This window comes from Actinotalea fermentans, from assembly GCF_007991475.1.
GTDB classification, from domain to species: Bacteria; Actinomycetota; Actinomycetes; order Actinomycetales; family Cellulomonadaceae; genus Actinotalea; species Actinotalea fermentans.
The window spans coordinates 1,317,050-1,332,342 of the sequence record NZ_BJYK01000001.1; the positions used below are offsets into that span (position 1 = coordinate 1,317,050).

The window sequence follows — 15,293 nt, forward strand, 5'->3', positions numbered from 1 at the left end:
ACGCTCCGCAGCCGGGTGACCGGCGTCGGAGGCGGTGCCGCGGTGGGTATGGCGACTGCCGCGGGTTTGACAACTGCACAGGGGGTGATCGGTTTCGACGATGGTCGTCGATCCAGGTGAAGCGGGCCGAGGATGTTGGGTTATCTCGTTAACGCTCCCAGCAAACCTATAGGTGCCGATTCCAAGCGCACCGACTTCGCCCTCGCCGCCTGAGCGAGGCTTCGAAGTCCGTCAGCCCGAGCTCGCTCTCGTCTCGGTTCCTGGCGTCATCTAGAGAGCCACTGCTCGTAGCCCTCGTCATCGGGGCTGCGGGGACACTCAGATGACTGGGCCCGTCCGCGACATGTCTGCGTGATCGCGGGGGCCAAGAAAAGCGCAGCAGACTGCGCCCGGAGAAGCCCTGGTTCACTGCCGTCGGACGCGGGTTCGATTCCCGCCACCTCCACCCGTGTGACCTGCGGAAACGCTGGTCATGTTGACAGGAAGGTAGTCATCCGTTGACGCGGAGGGCTACCTTCTTGTGTTGTGGCGAGCATCCGGGAGCGTCGGCGTGCCGATGGGACGCGGTCGTTCGCTGTGCTGTGGCGCGACCCCGACACCGGGCGGCAGACGTCGCTGACGTACGACGACGAGCGGGATGCGCGGGTTGCGCGGGAGCTGATCGAGGCCGCCGGCGGGCGGGCCGACGAGGCCGCACGGATCGCCGAGGCGGTGCGGAAGCCTGGGCCGACCGTTGAGGCCGCGATCACGGAGCACATCGACTTGCTGACCGGGGTCGGGGCCGATACGCGCTCGCACTACCGCGGGCAGCTGCGTTCGCACATCGCGCCTGCGCTCGGGGCTCTGCCCGTGTCTGCGGTGACCTACCGGCATGTGGCCGGGTGGGTGCGCGCGATGACCGAGAAGGGCCTCTCCCCCAAGACGATCGCCAACGTGCACGGGCTGCTGTCCGCGGCGATGACGACGGCCGTGCGGCTCGGGTACCGGGCGGACAACCCCTGTGTCGGCGTCGAGCTGCCGAAGTCGGTGGCGACGCGTGACGAGATGACGGTGCTGACGCGCGACGAGTTCGGGCTCCTGCTGTCGAAGGTCTCGGCGCACTACCAGCCGCTGGTACTGACACTGGTGGCGACCGGGCTGCGCTGGGGCGAGGCGACGGCGCTCACGGCCGGGGATGTGGACCTGTCGGCACGGCCGGCGACGGTGCGCGTGACGAAGGCGTGGAAGCGGGATGCCGACCGGCGCTGGTACGTCGGGCCGCCCAAGACGAAGCGCGCACGGCGGACGGTGTCGCTGCCCGACGACCTGGTCGACGTGCTGCTGCCACTCGTGGCCGGCAAGGCGCCCGACGAGCTGCTCTTCACCAACACCGTCGGCTCGCAGATCTCGTCGTCGCGCTTCTGGACGACGACGTGGACTCCGGCGCTCGACGCCGCCTGCAGCCCGCGGCTCGCCGACGGCTCCCCCGACCCCGACGCACCACGACTGACCAAGCGGCCGCGCGTGCACGACCTCCGCCACACCCACGCATCGTGGATGATCGCCGCCGGGACGGACCTCTTCGTTCTCCAGCGTCGCCTGGGCCACGAGTCGATCACCACGACAACGGAGACCTACGCCCACCTGCTCCCCGACCAGCAGCGCGCGGCCGCCGACGCCGCGGGGCGTGCACTCGGCGGATTGGCGTTGCGCCGCCGTGGGGCCGATCTCGGTCGCTGGTAGACCAGGCGGGTCAGGCCGCGAACGGCGCCCCACACACCAGGCAGTACAACCGCGCGGTGGCTGCCTCGGGAACCTTCACCGGCTCATTGGGGTGGCACGGCGGCTCGACGATGATCATGTCGTCGGGCTCGACCAGCGGATCCGGGGTCGGTGTGCCAAGACCGAAGTCGGCGTTCTGCCTAAACGTCACACCTCTGATGCCTCTGAACGCGTCGCCGATGGACTCCCTGATCACGCGATCGATCTCGGGCGCAGCCACTCCTTGCATGTACGCCAGTTGCGCTGGCGTCCACCACGAATCACAGCCAGCCGGTACACCACAGAGCGGGCAGAAGTACTGCTCAGCTACCTCGGCATCCGGATCGCCTTCATCGTGACTGAACCACTTGAACTCCCCCTCGCAGGTAGGGCACTCGCGTCGGAGGAACCCGTCGCTGTCGAGCGGGATGCTCACCGGGACGCTGAAGTCGTCCATGGCCTATCCGTTCAGATCTAGGAAGACATCCTGGGTGAAGATCGCGCCGGCGTCTGTCCGGGCCGACACGGACACGTCGAACGCGGCGGTCCCCTGCCTGCCGCCCAACAACCGGCTCCGGTTCATGACGTCGATCGTCACTGACTTTCCACCGCCAGGGATCTTGGGGATGCCCTCATGGCGCATGAGATCAAGCGCCGCATCCTCGGGAACTGAGAGCGTCACGTCGTAGGCGACCTCGGTCCCCCGGTTGACGATCTGCAGCTTGTCGACATGGTTGCCGCCCCTGCTGAAGTACTTGACGTCGAAGTCAATCGGTGGGCGGATCGTTGTTGCGGCGGGAACACGGCGCCCCAGGGGCAGTCCTTCGCCGGGGGGACTCGGAGCCGTGAAGTCCCCCGCGGAGTGCCAATCGGTACCGCTGAGGTTCACCGCACAACCAGCCGTCTCGAGACGCTTGGCCAGTTCCTGGCGACGCTTGAGGTCGTTGGAGAGCCTCACGACGTGGCGCCCGGCGACGTCGCTGAACGGACGGACGGAGCCCACTTCGACGAGCACAGTACGGCGTGCATCGCGGCCCAAGGCCATTCCGGCTTCGAACAAGACGTTGGGGCGTGCCTGCGGAGCCGGGGCGATCTCGGGGTCGTCCGCACCGCTCCCGTACCGCGGTTGAAGGTAGGCGACCTCGTCAGGCGTCAGGAGGACGACGACGGCAGTCGCCCGGTCGAAGGCCACGTCCAGGACCTGCCCGATGTACGGCGACCCATCGCCGGTCCACTCGACTGCCGTCGTCCACTCCATGGGCGAGAGATCGATGCTCCGCAAGAAGTCGAACATCGACCGTCGCAGCGCCTCATTGCGCCCATGCACCACGAACACCTGGCGCCCGCCCGCCGCAGGACCTCGCTCGTCTTCCCGAGGCATGGCACCGACGCTAGCGCGCTGACCAGAGCCGGGTAGCGCGCCCACACCGCTCACCGCCGCATCGCGCGCTAGGTAGTCCGCCAGATCTCGCACGCCGCGGAAGGGGCGAAGGCCCTTTCTGCGGAGAAGGATCTTCCAGTCCCCTTCACCCTGACCTTTCGAGAAGCCCAGCCATAGCCCGCCCACGGTCTCCCACAACAGGGCCTGGCGCGCGAGCATGCTGGCGCGCCCCGCCGCCGGCAGTCTCACGTGTCTAGCAAGGTCTTCTGGGGTCAGCAGGACGTCATCCGAAGGAGGGCTGTCTTGCGCCAGCTGAGCGGCATAGCGAACGCCCTCGACGAAGATCGCCGCGTCCTCGGCTGCCTCCGGGCACTGAGCAAGTCCCTCGATGGTCAAGGCGATCTTCTGGTCGTCGGGCGGTTCATGTGCGCCCGCGCCCCAGAGAAGCCGCCGGTCGAGCTTGCTGACCTCCCCCCACGGGTCTTCGAGGCCCAGCGTTCGGTCAAGCTCGTAGTCGACCTCGCTCCAGGTCGGCCACCGGTCATGCCGCGTAAATAGCCGAAAGATGGCCTCAAGAATCTGCTGGGCCCCAGCCACTCCTCCCCCTCCACCCAATGGCACGTACGGCTGCAAGTGCGGGCTCCACCGGAGGCCTTGCCGCCGTTGGTGATCTTCCCTCACCTACCCGACATGGCGCAGCGGTCCCGCGGGCTCCTCTTGCTCGCAGCAGCCGCACCGGCGACTCGATGCGCTCGACCCGGCCGAAAGTCCCCTGTTACGTTCCCCCCGACGTCGGTCGACAGAATATGTCGCCTGTGCGACTATTTATGGATGACGCAGATGGCCACGAGTGCTGCGGCTGAGCGGCTGGGTGTTTCCCAGCGCCAGGTGCAGCGTCTCATCGAAACCGGACGGTTGCCGGCGACGCGCACGGCGGGTGACGTGTGGGTCGTCGACGCTCTCGCCGTCAACGCTTTGGCCCGAACGCGTCCCGAGCGGGGTCGTCCGTGGTCCCCAACTACGGCCTGGGCAGCGCTGTGGCGGCTCTCCGGCCTCGACGTCGACTGGCTCGACAGGCGCACGGCCAGGCGTCTTGACGACCGGCTCGCGTCCATCGACGCCGAGGAGCTCGTGCACGCGGCCCGACGCCGCGCATCAGTCCGCCGCTACCGGGCGAGCGAGTCGTTCCTCGCTGAACTCGACGCGTCCGTCATCCGCACCGGCGCCCGTGCGACGGAGCCGTCCCGGTTCGCCCTGGACCGGGACCTCAGTCGCGTTGACGGCTATTGCACGAGTGAGGTCGCGGCTCGGCTGGTACGCGACTTCCACCTCGCTGAGGATCCGCGCGGGAATGCCACCCTGCGGGTAGCCGCCGCGCCGAGCTCGGTCATGGAGGGACGGGACACGATGCCCGTCGCCGTCATCGCGGCAGACCTCGCAGAGTCGCTCGAGGTCAGGGAGCGGTCGGCTGGCTTCCGCGTGCTCGAGGAACTGCTGCGATGACGACTCTGCGCGTCATCGCACCGCCTGGCGGATGGGCGCCACCGTGGCCCGTCGTCATCGAGATCGCCTCCGTGCTGCCACCAAGGTCGTGGGTGCTCGTCGGCGGGCTCATGGTGCAGCTGCATGCGCGGGCGGCCGGCGTCGAAGGGGTCCGCCCGACGCGTGACGTCGACGCGCTCATCGATGTCATGGCCGCTGGCGTCAGCATGGCCGGAATCACAGGAGCGCTCACGGCCCGCGGATTCGCGGTCGTCGAGCCCGGCTGGCCAGAGTCACCGGTCCACCGTCTCCGGCGCGATGGCGACGTCATCGACGTTCTCGTCGCCGACCACCTGCCAAGGCACGCCCAGCCGCGCCTGCACCGCCGTCCCGTCATGGCCATTGACGGCGGCGCCCAGGCCCTCGCCCGCACTCAGCAGGTCGTCATCGAGCACGAAGGCGGCACGGTCGAGGTGGCGGTGCCGGACCTGCTCGGCGCCCTCGTCCTCAAGGCGGCCGCGCACATCGCCGACCGGCGGGATCGAGAGCGGCACCTCAGGGACGCTGGGCTCCTCGCATCCCTGATCGCTGACCACCGACGCGAACTTGGGCGCCTCCAAGGCTCCGATCGCAAGCGCCTGCGTCATCTCGCGGAAGCGCTCAGCGACCCTCTCGACGACGCATGGCTCCTGCTGCCCGATGACGCGCGCCAACGCGGCCAGGACACACTGCGCATCCTCTCCACATACCCCGCCCGAGCCGCGGCCCCGGAACCACGCTACTAGGGGCGCCGGCTACTTGGCCGTGCCGATCCAGGCGAAGAAGTCCTCGGCAGAGAAGACGGGCTTCTCGAGCTCCTTGGCCTTGCGGGCCTTTCCTGATTGCGTACCCACCTCGGCCACCACCAATGCGTCGCACCTCGACTTCGTCACGGATGACACGGGCACGAGGCCGCGGGCAGCGGCAGCCGCGTTCATCTGATCCCGATCCCAGGTGACGCCACGGGCGTCGACGGCGGTGCCGGTGAAGCACACTCGCGCTCCCCGGCAGAGGACTTCGTCAATGGCGCCGCGGCCCACGGTCGTCGCGGCCACGATGGCGTCGACGACCGCGATGCCCAGCACGCCCTCGAGCACGCGCAGTCGGGCGAGCAACTCGGCGGGTAGCGCGGTGGTCCGCGCAGCGGCCGCCATCAGGCGCTCGGCGACGACGTCGCGTACAACGGCCGCCACCGCGGCGTCCGCAGTGGCACCCGCCCCGACGGGAAGTGAAGCCCGCCCGAGGAGCACACCGCTCAACAGGCGGCTCGTGTCCATGAGCGCGGACAGCGTGGGCATCGCCGCGCTCGCCGGTGCCTGAGCGTCACCGTCGCGAGTGAGGAGGTACGCCGCGCCCGATGTCGGCCCAACGTCATCCTGCTCATCGAGGCTGCTCGCGTCGAACACGGAGCCGCCCGAGGCGTCGATCCCCGTTCGCTGCGCCACCCGCATCGCGGCGCGAGCGCGGGCGAGCGCCGTGGGCTCGGCCAACGCCTGTCGCTCTTCGGCCCGGAGTCCCGTTGGGGGGATCTCGATGCCGAGCGGCAGTGGCACCACGAGCCCGAGCCGCTTGAGCTCGAAGTCGATGAGCGAGAGTGTGTCGTCGATCTCCAGCCCGACTGGCACACAGCCGTCAAGCAGGGGCGCGATGGCGAACCACACCTCCGCCAAGGTCGGCGACAGAAGCACGTCGTCGACCGTGACGCCGTAGGCGGTACGGGCATCGTCAAGGTCCCGCTGCGGGTTGACGAGCGTGCTGATCGCGGAGCCGTCGTCGAACGCGACGGCCAGCTCGACCGGGCGGGGCCGTGACATGCGCCCTTCCATGCCAACGGTGAGGATGCTGATGGCGCACAGCCTCAGGGTGCGATCGGGCGCCGTGGACGCCCGGAGGAACCGCAAGACCCGTCGGTCGGTCTTCAGGTCCTTGGGCAGCACGGGCCGCGTGAGCACGAGCCCGTCCATCGACGTACAGCGGCTCAGCGCCACGTACACCTGCCCGTAGTCGAACGCCCCGCCCCGAAGGTCGACGACCAGCCGGTCCATCGTCTGGCCCTGGCTCTTGTGGATGGTGATGGCCCAGGCGAGCTTCAGCGGGAGCTGCGTGTAGGCGCCGACGACCTCACGTCGCAGGGTGCCGCCGTGGATGACAGGACGCGTCGCCTCCCAGGTGTGAGGCCGCACTTCGGCACTCGTGCCGTCCCGGAACTCGACCTTCACGGCGAGCCCGTCGTCGTCGTGCCAGAGCTCGGTGACCTTGCCGAGCGTCCCGTTGACCCAGCGGTCCGCGGAGTCGTTGTTCAGCAACATGACCTGGGCGCCGACCTTCAGCTCCACGACCTTCTCGACCGGCGGGTCGAACAGACTCAGATCCCCGGACTCAACCGCGACGTGCACGACGCCGTCCCCGGGCAGGCGCTCGAGGTGCTGCCGGTTGCGTGCCGTGACGACCCTGTTCGTCGGAGCGAGAGTGAGCCAGAACTCGTCGTCGGGCGGCTCGAACTCCGCGTCGGTGCGCGCGTTCAGCTCCGTCCGGGCGCGCTCGACCAAGACGCCCTCGCGGACGGCGTTCAGCAGACCCGTGAGCCGCTGGTCCCCGAGCTGCCGGAACACCGTCGTCAGGGCGACAGTCGGGAAGTCGTCACGGGAGAACCGGTCGGCCGAGAAGAAGTAGGGCGTGGCGTATCGGGTCTCGAAGAACTCCTTCTCGTCCTCGGGTACGACTGGCGGCAGCTGGAACAGGTCGCCTACCAACACCACCTGGACACCACCGAATGGGGCGCCCCGTCGCGGGCCGAACCGCTCGAGCGCCGCAACGAGCATGTCGAACAGATCGGCACGCACCATCGAGGCTTCGTCGAGGATGAGCGTGTCCAGTGAGGCGAGCGTCGCGCCGAAGCGGCCGGGGCGGTAGTCACCGTCCAGCACTGCGCCCAGATCCGTTGTCGCTGTGAAGCCGAAGAGCCGGTGGATCGTATAGCCGTCGACGTTCAATGCAGCGATACCTGTTGGCGCGGCCACGACCACGCGCCTCTTCGTCGTCGCCATGAAGTGACGGATCAGGGTCGACTTGCCTGTGCCGGCCTTCCCGGTGAGGAACAGGTTGCGCCCCTCGTCGAGCAGTGTCAGGGCATGCCTGAACTCGTCCGTGATGATGATCGGTGCGTCAGCCATCACCGGCTCCGTCGCCGCGTGAGCGTCCACCGCAGCTCGCTCGTCACCTGGCCTCGCACCAGCTCCACCCTCTCCACGCCCCAGGGGGACGCGAGCAACATAGCGACGGGAATGATCCCCCGGAGGAAGAATCGACGCCAAGCACGCGCCATCCGGCGACGCAGGGCGTCATCGTCCCCGTCAATGACGATGACGATGACGCATGCGCAGACGGCGCCCGGGAGGCAGACACCGCCTAGAACAGCCGCCCGTCCCCCTGCACGTGCGGCCGACGCCGATGAGCGCGCACCGACTTCGCCGTCGGGCCGAGTGCCGTCAGGTCCGATGACGCCGCGGCGGCCGGAGCCCGAGCGTCATCGGCCACGCCGCCATCGACGGTGTACAGCGCGACGAGGGCGTCGACGTGCTCGGGCAGCAGCCGGATCCTGCCCTTGGCCAGGCGCAGGTGCGGGATCCGCCCGCGTCGCGCCTGCTCGCGCACCCACCACGGCGACATCCCCAGGGTCTTGGCGACCTCCTCGGGGGTCAGAGTCACGTACTCGGTCATCGCTGCACCGCCCTTCTGCTCGCTTTCACCGACAGGTATGCGGAATGCCGGAGAAGATGTGGTCAACGCCCGAACTGCTGTGGATCACGGGGGTCCTGGCGGATCCCGTGGGCACCGCTCACATCGCCGAAGCGCTGACGGGCACCCTGCCGACTGATCCCCAACGCCCGCCCGACCTGCGCCCAGCTGGCCCCATCGACCCGCAGGTGGGCGACGGCGATCTCGACCTCCTCCTCGAGCCCATCGACCACGCGCCGAGCCTCCGCGCGCGCAGCAGCGAGCTCCCTCAAGTCGGCAAGTGCGTCCGTCACCCGCGCCGCAGCCCGCCAGGCGACGTCGTACTCCTGCAAGCCGCCGACGACGCCGTCGGGTGCCACCTCGGGCGCCTCCGGGCCCGTTGAGGCAAGCGGTACGACAGCGATCCCGAATGCCGCGCCCGACGACGGCACGGGCCTCCCTAGCCGGTCCACGTGCCGGCTCGCCCGGACCCGACTCCCCTTGCCCATGGCGCCCCCTTCTCCCTGCTCCTGCCTGCGCTGCGACCCGACGGCGTGGGACTCCACTACCTCTAGGTCTGCGACAGCAGACGAGGGCGAAGTCGGTCACGCACACGACGCCAGACTCCTCACGCCCGATAGCCGGAGCGATGACGAATTGGCGTCGCCGCCGATGACGGGAAGCAAATGCGATGACGGCGCTCCTGGGCACCGGCCTCGTCATCACATCGGTGGCGCCTCAGCGCCCGTGGACCCGAGCGATCAGTGCGGCCGCGGCCTCCGTCAGCCGGGACGGCCCGAGCGAGTGAGGCCGAGCGGTGCCTGCATGAGCGAGGGGGTCAAACCGCGCTGCGGCATCCTGGCGGCGCTATGGCCTGGGCTGATGGCCGAGCTCGCAGGGCAGATTTCGCACGTCATCGCTGTTCGACGCCCGCTGGGCAAACACCTGCACGTCGTAGGACAACGCTCCTCCTCGAGCCGCTCGTGGTCGTAGGGCGCGGTACTCCGTCCAAGAACCGCCGGCCGACTGAGCGAGGACACGTCGCACGGCGGCAACCAGGGTTGTCGAGACAGGGACGAAGAGGACCGGACTCCTCTGGCACCGCCGGCAACCGCAGTTGCCGCACGAGATCTCAACCACGACGCAGCCGCCGGCGAACGCTACCGACTGCCGCCACGGCGAGGCACTGACTGACCTGCGCGAGACCGAAGCCGACCGCCGTTCACACAATGAGGACCCGCCGTCGCCCCTTGAGTGTCGGCATGCGCACCAGCCCGAGACAGGAGCGCATCGCCCAACCACGGTCTCGCCAGCGGCGTGTCATATGGACAGCCAGGCCGGTGCCTGCCAATCTCTGCCCAGGCACCGTGAGCGGGCGTCACGTCGATTAAGGAACACAATGGCCAGCGAATCTGATGTCAACGTCCGTTCCTTTAGCATCCAGCAGATCTACGACCTTTACCGGCGCGACCGTTTCAGCGTTAACCGCCGATATCAGCGGAAACTCGTCTGGAGCGTGGAAGAGAAGCGCCGATTGATCGACTCTGCGATGAAGCAACTGCCGATCCCGCTGTTCCTTGTTGCGGAGAAGACGGGGGAGGTCCTCAGTGAGTTTGAAGTCATCGACGGGCTCCAGCGACTCAACGCAATAATCTCGTTCATCGAGAATGAGTATGGAATCGACGGTGGTTACTTCAACCTGGAAGCCCTCGCCGACACGAAAGACCTCAAGGACCGAGGTGAGCTCGCGCAGCGGGAACCAGTGCTCGGTCGCGACGACTCGCGGCGCTTTACCAACTACACCACGGCCCTCTCCGTGTTCCGAAGCGACAGCGCCGAGGTCATTGATGAGGTGTTTCGCCGCATCAATTCGAGTGGCAGGAAGCTGTCCTCGCAGGATCTTCGGCAAGTCGGATCGATGTCGGGACTCGCGTCACTCGTTCGGGAACTGTCCGCGCAAGTTCGAGGCGACGCATCCCGTACCGATCACGTTCCTCTATCAGCCATGTCGCGCCTCAGCATCTCCAACAACGACCTGAAGTACGGCATCGATGTCGACTCCATCTTCTGGGTCAAGCAGGGGATTCTCAACCGGGAACTGGTTCGCTCTTCGCGAGACGAGGAAGTCGTCCTTGACCTCCTTGGCGACATACTGAGCTCCACGACACCCACTAGCAGCGCCAAAGCTCGGGACGCATTGTTCAACTTCACCAGCACAGACAACGCCGAACCGACAAAGCAGTCGGTCGAAGTCGAGTCCGCCATCCTCGCCCGCACCCCTGACGGGGTGCGGGAGGACTTTGAACGGGCGTTTGACGAGCTTCGGCGGATCATCGACGCGGGCGGCGAAAGGTTCTGCGACCTTATCGGGATTGGCTCAGGAAATCCGATCCCGCGGTACTTCCACTGCGCATACATGGCCGTGTTCGAACTCACCGTCGAGGATGGGCGGGAGTTTAGCGACTACGCACTTGCCGCGAACCAGATTCGCGGCAAGTACAATCGCTTCGGAGTACAGGGAAGTGGCGGCGACTGGAGTTCGGCAAACAAGCTCGATGCGATCGGGGCGGTCAAGTCGCTGCTTCATCGCGCAACGGTCGCCAGTGCCAACGGGGCGAGTGCCACACACGGGCGAGCTTCTTTCGTGGAAAGGGTGCTCTCGAACAGCCGAGTAGAGCACCAGTTGTTCGAGTTGAAACAAGGCTTCTTGCTTCTTGAGCCAGGAGCGTCCGATTCGAAGCCCATGGTTCAGAAGATCGCACGGACCGCGACGGCGATTGCCAACACGGCGCCACCCACACCCGGGTTCATCGTTGTCGGGATCGCCGAAAAGCGAGGCGACGCCGAACGAGTCCTGGAGATCGACGGAGTGCCTTCGGTCGCTTACGCGGAGTTCAACGTTGTCGGACTCTCCCGCGAGGCAAGACGCGTCGCAAACCGGTCGCTGGCCGACTACTGGGACTCGGTCGTTCGTCAGCTGCGGATGACAGATGGGCTTGACCCCGAGTTGGCTCAGTCGCTCACGAACAAGATGCACCTCGTGCCGTACCACGGCCTCGAAGTTGCCGTGATCGAAGTGGTCCCAGGCACTCGGCCCTACTTCTTCGGCACTGAACTCCTGGAACGAAGCGGCTCCGAGACCGTTGTGGTACCGCAAGCGAACTACCACTCGGTGTACCAGCGGTTCGCCGCGGCGGCCGGCGTGACGGCCTAGGCCCAGTGCTGGAGACGACGCGGGGGGCACGACCCTAGTCACGGCTGGACTGGCGATGGCGAAGGGGCCGACGCCCACCGTGCTGCTTCCGGCATATGCACGAGCGGCTCCTTTGGCTGCCTTCAGCCGTCGCCACAGAAGAGCCGGTAAGCCCTTGCGACCCCGGAACCCGCTCCGGGCGCTTGCGTTGACGCCGTCAACAGCCAAGGCCGACTGAACCGTCGCCACCGATGGCGTTCCGCGCGCTCCCGCAGATCAGGGCCCTGCACCTCTAGTTCGCAACACATCCCGACGGGTTCGATTCCCGCCACCTCCACTGTGCAACCGAGCTGGTGAAGCCCGGTTGACGGCCGGACCGCAAGGTCCGTGCAGATCGAAGGCCGCCGCCCCGCGAGGGGCGGCGGCCTTCGTGCCTGCGCTGGCGGACCGGTCGCTCGCCCCAGCCTCGGCGAGGGCTGCGTGGAAGATCTGCCGCGGAAAGCGCGGGAAAGCTTCCACACAGCAGCGCCACCTGGGGCCGAACTGCCACCGGAGCCTTGGGCTGCCGGTCAGCCGCTCAGGCGACCCCCGCGGCCTCCGCCTCGAGCCGGCGGCGGTCCAGCAGGGCCGTCCACCGGCGTCCGGAGTTGATGACGCCCTCCTTCTTCCAGCGGCTCATCACCCGCGACACCGACTCCGGCGTCGACCGGGCGAGGCCGGCGAGGTCCGCGCGCGACAGCGGGACCTCCAGCAGCACGCCGTCGGCGCCGCGGTCTTCACCGAGCTTGTCCGCCAGGCGCAGCAGCGCCGTCGCGACCCGCTGCGGGACCGTGTCCGTCGTCTGGCCGCCGATGTCGGCGTGGGCCCGGGCCAGGCGCGCCGCGACGTCGTCGAGCACCCGCAGCCCGACGCGCGGGTAGGTGGCCAGGACCTCCCGGAACGCGTCCTGGTCGATGCGCAGCGCACACGTGGCGACCAGCGCGGACGCCGACTGCAGGTGGTACGGCTCCCCCAGCGTCCCCATCGCCCCGAACAGCTCCCCCGGCACGAGGATGTCGGTCACCGTCTCCGTCCCGCCGGCGGTGACCTGGGCGACCTTCACGCTGCCCTCGGCCACGACGTACAGCGCGTCCGCGGGGTCCCCCGCGTGGTAGATGTACCCGTCCGCCGGCACGGACATCGTCCGCATGCGCCTGTCGATGACGTCGAGCTCGGCCTCGCTCAGCCCGCGGAAGTAGGGCGCCCGCGCGAGCACGTACATCCGCACCGGGCGCGGGCACTGGTGCGGCAGCGTCACCTCCCGCAACGGGATGGTGCGCCGCCCCGCTGCCGACGGCGGGCTCGGGTGGCTCACGCCGCCAGAGTAGCCCGACGCGCGGGCGTCGTCGCAGGTCAGCGACCTTGCGGCAGATTGACGGCCGTCATGTTGCCGCGCGGGGACCCCTCGTACGTTCGACGCAGACCCGAGGGAACCCCCCGACGACCGGACGAAGGACGTGCACCATGACCGCGACCCCCGCCATCACCCACTCGGTCTTCCGCGCCGAGGGCTTCAGCTGCCCCTCGTGCGTCACCAAGATCGAGAAGCAGGTCGGCCGCCTGCCCGGCGTGCAGGACGTCGCCGTGAAGTTCGCCTCCGGCCGCGTCGAGGTCGACCACGACGCCACCCTGGTCACGACCGACGACATCGTCGCCGCCATCGGCAAGGCCGGCTATCAGGCCACCCACTCGGCGTTCTGAGGAGCGGGCCGTGAACCACCGACGCCACCTCCGCAGCCCGTGGGCGATCCCCGCCGGCGCGGCGCTGCTCGTCGCCGGCGCCGCCGCGCTCTCGTTCGCGGCGGGCGCCAACCCGTTCACGGGAGGCCACGAGGCCGGCGGGGCCGCCGACGGCGCGGGACTGCTCCGCGCGTCCGACGGCGCCATGGCGGCCGCCGCCGTGCTGGCCGGGTACCGCATCGTCGTCCGGGCGGTGCGGTCCCTGGCCCTGCGGATGGTGTCGATCGAGCTGCTGGTGTCGATCGCGACCATCGGCGCCCTGGTCATCGGCGAGTACTGGGAGGCCGCCGCGGTGACCGTCCTGTTCGCCGTCGGGCACGCGCTCGAGGCCGCCACGGTCAACAGGACCCGGTCCGCGCTCGCCGAGCTCGTCGCCGTGGCGCCGGACACCGCGATCGTGCTGCGGGACGGCGCCCAGGTCGAGGTCGCCGCCGCGGCCGTCGCCATCGGCGAGACGGTGCTCGTGAAGAACGGCGCCAAGGTGCCCGTCGACGGCGTCGTCGTCGGTGGGACGGGCGCGCTCGACGAGGCGTCCATCACCGGGGAGTCCATCCCGGTGGAGAAGGTGGCGGGCGACCGCGTCTTCGCCGGCACCGTCTCGGCGGGCGGGTTCCTCCAGGTGCGCGCCACCGGCGTCGGCGCCGACACGACCCTCGCCCGGATCATCCACCGCGTGGAGGAGGCGCAGGACGCCCGGGCCCGCACGCAGACGTTCCTGGAGCGGTTCTCCCGTTGGTACACCCCGGGGATCATCGCGCTCGCCCTGGTCACGGGCCTGCTCACCCGCGACGTGGTGCTGGCGCTGACCCTGCTGGTCATCGGCTGCCCGGGCGCCCTGGTGATCTCGATCCCGGTGGCGATCGTCGCCGGCATCGGGCGCGGCGCCAAGGACGGCATCCTCATCAAGGGCGGGGAGTACCTGGAGACGTCGGCGCGGATCTCCGCCGTCGCCCTCGACAAGACCGGCACGCTCACGCAGGGCCGGCCGCAGCTGACCGACGTCGTCGCGCTGGATCCTGCGCTCACACAGGCCGACGTGCTGGGCTGGGCCGCGCGCGCCGAGGCCGGCTCCGAGCACCCGCTCGCCCGGCCGATCGTCGACGCCGCCGCCGCCGAGGGGCTGGCCGTCGTCGGCCTGCCCACCCACACCGAGCCCGTGCCGGGCAAGGGGATCATCGCCACCCTCGACGGCCGTCGGGTCAGCGTGGGCAACCTGCCGATGCTGTCCGCGGAGGGCATCGCCGACGACGGCGCGGCCACGGTGGTCGACCGGCTCGCCGCGGCCGGCCGCACGCCGATGGTGGTCACGCTCGACGGCCGGGTGATCGGCGTGGTCGCCGTGGCCGACCGCGTCCGGCCCGACGCCCGGGAGATGGTCGACCGGCTGCACGCGGCCGGCGTGCGCAGGGTGGTCATGCTCACCGGCGACGCGCGGGCGGTCGCCGAGGCCGTCGCCGCACAGGTCGGCGTCGACGACGTCCGTGCCCAGCTGCTGCCCGAGGACAAGCTGGCCGCGGTGGCCGAGCTGCGGGCCGCCGGGCACGTCGTCGCGATGGTCGGCGACGGGGTGAACGACGCCCCGGCGCTCGCCGCCGCCGACATCGGCGTGGCGATGGGCGCCGCCGGCACCGCGGTGGCGATCGAGACGGCCGACATCGCGCTCATGCGCGACGACCTGCGCTCGCTCCCGCAGGCCGTGTCGCTGGCCCGGCGGACCGTGCGCGTCATGCGGCAGAACATCGCGATCGCGCTGCTCACCGTCCTGGTCCTGCTCGCCGGGGTCTTCGCCGGAGGTGTCACGATGGCGATCGGCATGCTCGTGCACGAGGCGTCGGTGCTGGTGGTGATCGCGAACGCGATGCGCCTGCTGCGACGTCGCGCCGAGGTGGGCCGTCCCGGCGGCCGGCCCGACGCCGTCGAACCGCTGTCCGTGCCCGCCGCGGCGCCCACCGCCTGAACCGG

Annotated in this window: 12 protein-coding genes and 1 other RNA gene; 6 read left to right on the forward strand and 7 right to left on the reverse strand. The window is 69.2% G+C overall.

Going from position 1 to position 15,293, the window contains the following annotated elements; translation table 11 throughout:
- The first annotated feature begins 80 nt into the window (after nt 1-80).
- Nucleotides 81-448: a transfer-messenger RNA gene (gene ssrA / locus AFE02nite_RS06140) on the forward strand.
- Between the two features lie 77 nt (nt 449-525).
- Nucleotides 526-1,722 (forward strand): tyrosine-type recombinase/integrase, encoded by a 1,197-nt coding sequence (locus tag AFE02nite_RS06145; protein WP_034243874.1) that lies wholly within the window; start codon nt 526-528, stop codon nt 1,720-1,722.
- Between the two features lie 10 nt (nt 1,723-1,732).
- Here the strand turns inward: AFE02nite_RS06145 and AFE02nite_RS06150 are convergent, their stop codons facing one another.
- Both AFE02nite_RS06150 and AFE02nite_RS17595 read right to left on the reverse strand, forming a co-directional pair.
- Nucleotides 1,733-2,197: a hypothetical protein gene (locus tag AFE02nite_RS06150; RefSeq protein ID WP_034243875.1), complete on the reverse strand. Its 465-nt coding sequence runs from the start codon at nt 2,195-2,197 to the stop codon at nt 1,733-1,735.
- A gap of 3 nt (nt 2,198-2,200) precedes the next feature.
- Complete coding sequence (locus AFE02nite_RS17595) at nt 2,201-3,718, reverse strand: TIR domain-containing protein (RefSeq protein ID WP_222594326.1); 1,518 nt, start codon at nt 3,716-3,718, stop codon at nt 2,201-2,203.
- A gap of 234 nt (nt 3,719-3,952) precedes the next feature.
- On the opposite strand from AFE02nite_RS17595, the gene AFE02nite_RS06160 reads away from it, so the two are divergent.
- Nucleotides 3,953-4,624, forward strand: a complete 672-nt coding sequence (locus AFE02nite_RS06160) for a helix-turn-helix domain-containing protein (protein ID WP_034243876.1) — start codon at nt 3,953-3,955, stop codon at nt 4,622-4,624.
- 272 nt (nt 4,625-4,896) lie between these two features.
- Here the strand turns inward: AFE02nite_RS06160 and AFE02nite_RS06165 are convergent, their stop codons facing one another.
- The 4 genes from AFE02nite_RS06165 to AFE02nite_RS06180 form a co-directional block, all read right to left on the reverse strand.
- Nucleotides 4,897-5,316 carry a hypothetical protein gene (locus AFE02nite_RS06165; protein ID WP_034243877.1) on the reverse strand — a complete coding sequence of 140 codons (420 nt, stop codon included), beginning with the start codon at nt 5,314-5,316 and terminating at the stop codon, nt 4,897-4,899.
- A gap of 81 nt (nt 5,317-5,397) precedes the next feature.
- Nucleotides 5,398-7,815, reverse strand: a complete 2,418-nt coding sequence (locus tag AFE02nite_RS06170) for an AAA family ATPase (protein ID WP_146819213.1) — start codon at nt 7,813-7,815, stop codon at nt 5,398-5,400.
- A 235-nt stretch (nt 7,816-8,050) separates the two neighbouring features.
- On the reverse strand, nt 8,051-8,362 hold the full coding sequence (locus AFE02nite_RS06175) for a helix-turn-helix domain-containing protein (protein ID WP_052113435.1): 312 nt from the start codon (nt 8,360-8,362) through the stop codon (nt 8,051-8,053).
- Between the two features lie 62 nt (nt 8,363-8,424).
- Complete coding sequence (locus AFE02nite_RS06180; protein WP_222594327.1) at nt 8,425-8,811, reverse strand: hypothetical protein; 387 nt, start codon at nt 8,809-8,811, stop codon at nt 8,425-8,427.
- 947 nt (nt 8,812-9,758) lie between these two features.
- On the opposite strand from AFE02nite_RS06180, the gene AFE02nite_RS06185 reads away from it, so the two are divergent.
- Nucleotides 9,759-11,573: a DUF262 domain-containing protein gene (locus AFE02nite_RS06185; RefSeq protein ID WP_034243881.1), complete on the forward strand. Its 1,815-nt coding sequence runs from the start codon at nt 9,759-9,761 to the stop codon at nt 11,571-11,573.
- Nucleotides 11,574-12,129: 556 nt separating this feature from the next.
- On the opposite strand, the gene AFE02nite_RS06190 is transcribed toward AFE02nite_RS06185, so the two are convergent.
- Nucleotides 12,130-12,906, reverse strand: a complete 777-nt coding sequence (locus AFE02nite_RS06190; protein WP_034243883.1) for a Crp/Fnr family transcriptional regulator — start codon at nt 12,904-12,906, stop codon at nt 12,130-12,132.
- A gap of 149 nt (nt 12,907-13,055) precedes the next feature.
- On the opposite strand from AFE02nite_RS06190, the gene AFE02nite_RS06195 reads away from it, so the two are divergent.
- Together AFE02nite_RS06195 and AFE02nite_RS06200 are read left to right on the forward strand one after the other, a co-directional pair.
- Entirely contained in the window at nt 13,056-13,292 is a 237-nt protein-coding gene (locus tag AFE02nite_RS06195; RefSeq protein ID WP_034243885.1) for a heavy-metal-associated domain-containing protein, read from the forward strand.
- 10 nt (nt 13,293-13,302) lie between these two features.
- Complete coding sequence (locus AFE02nite_RS06200; protein WP_146819215.1) at nt 13,303-15,288, forward strand: heavy metal translocating P-type ATPase; 1,986 nt, start codon at nt 13,303-13,305, stop codon at nt 15,286-15,288.
- The last annotated feature ends 5 nt before the right edge of the window (nt 15,289-15,293 follow it).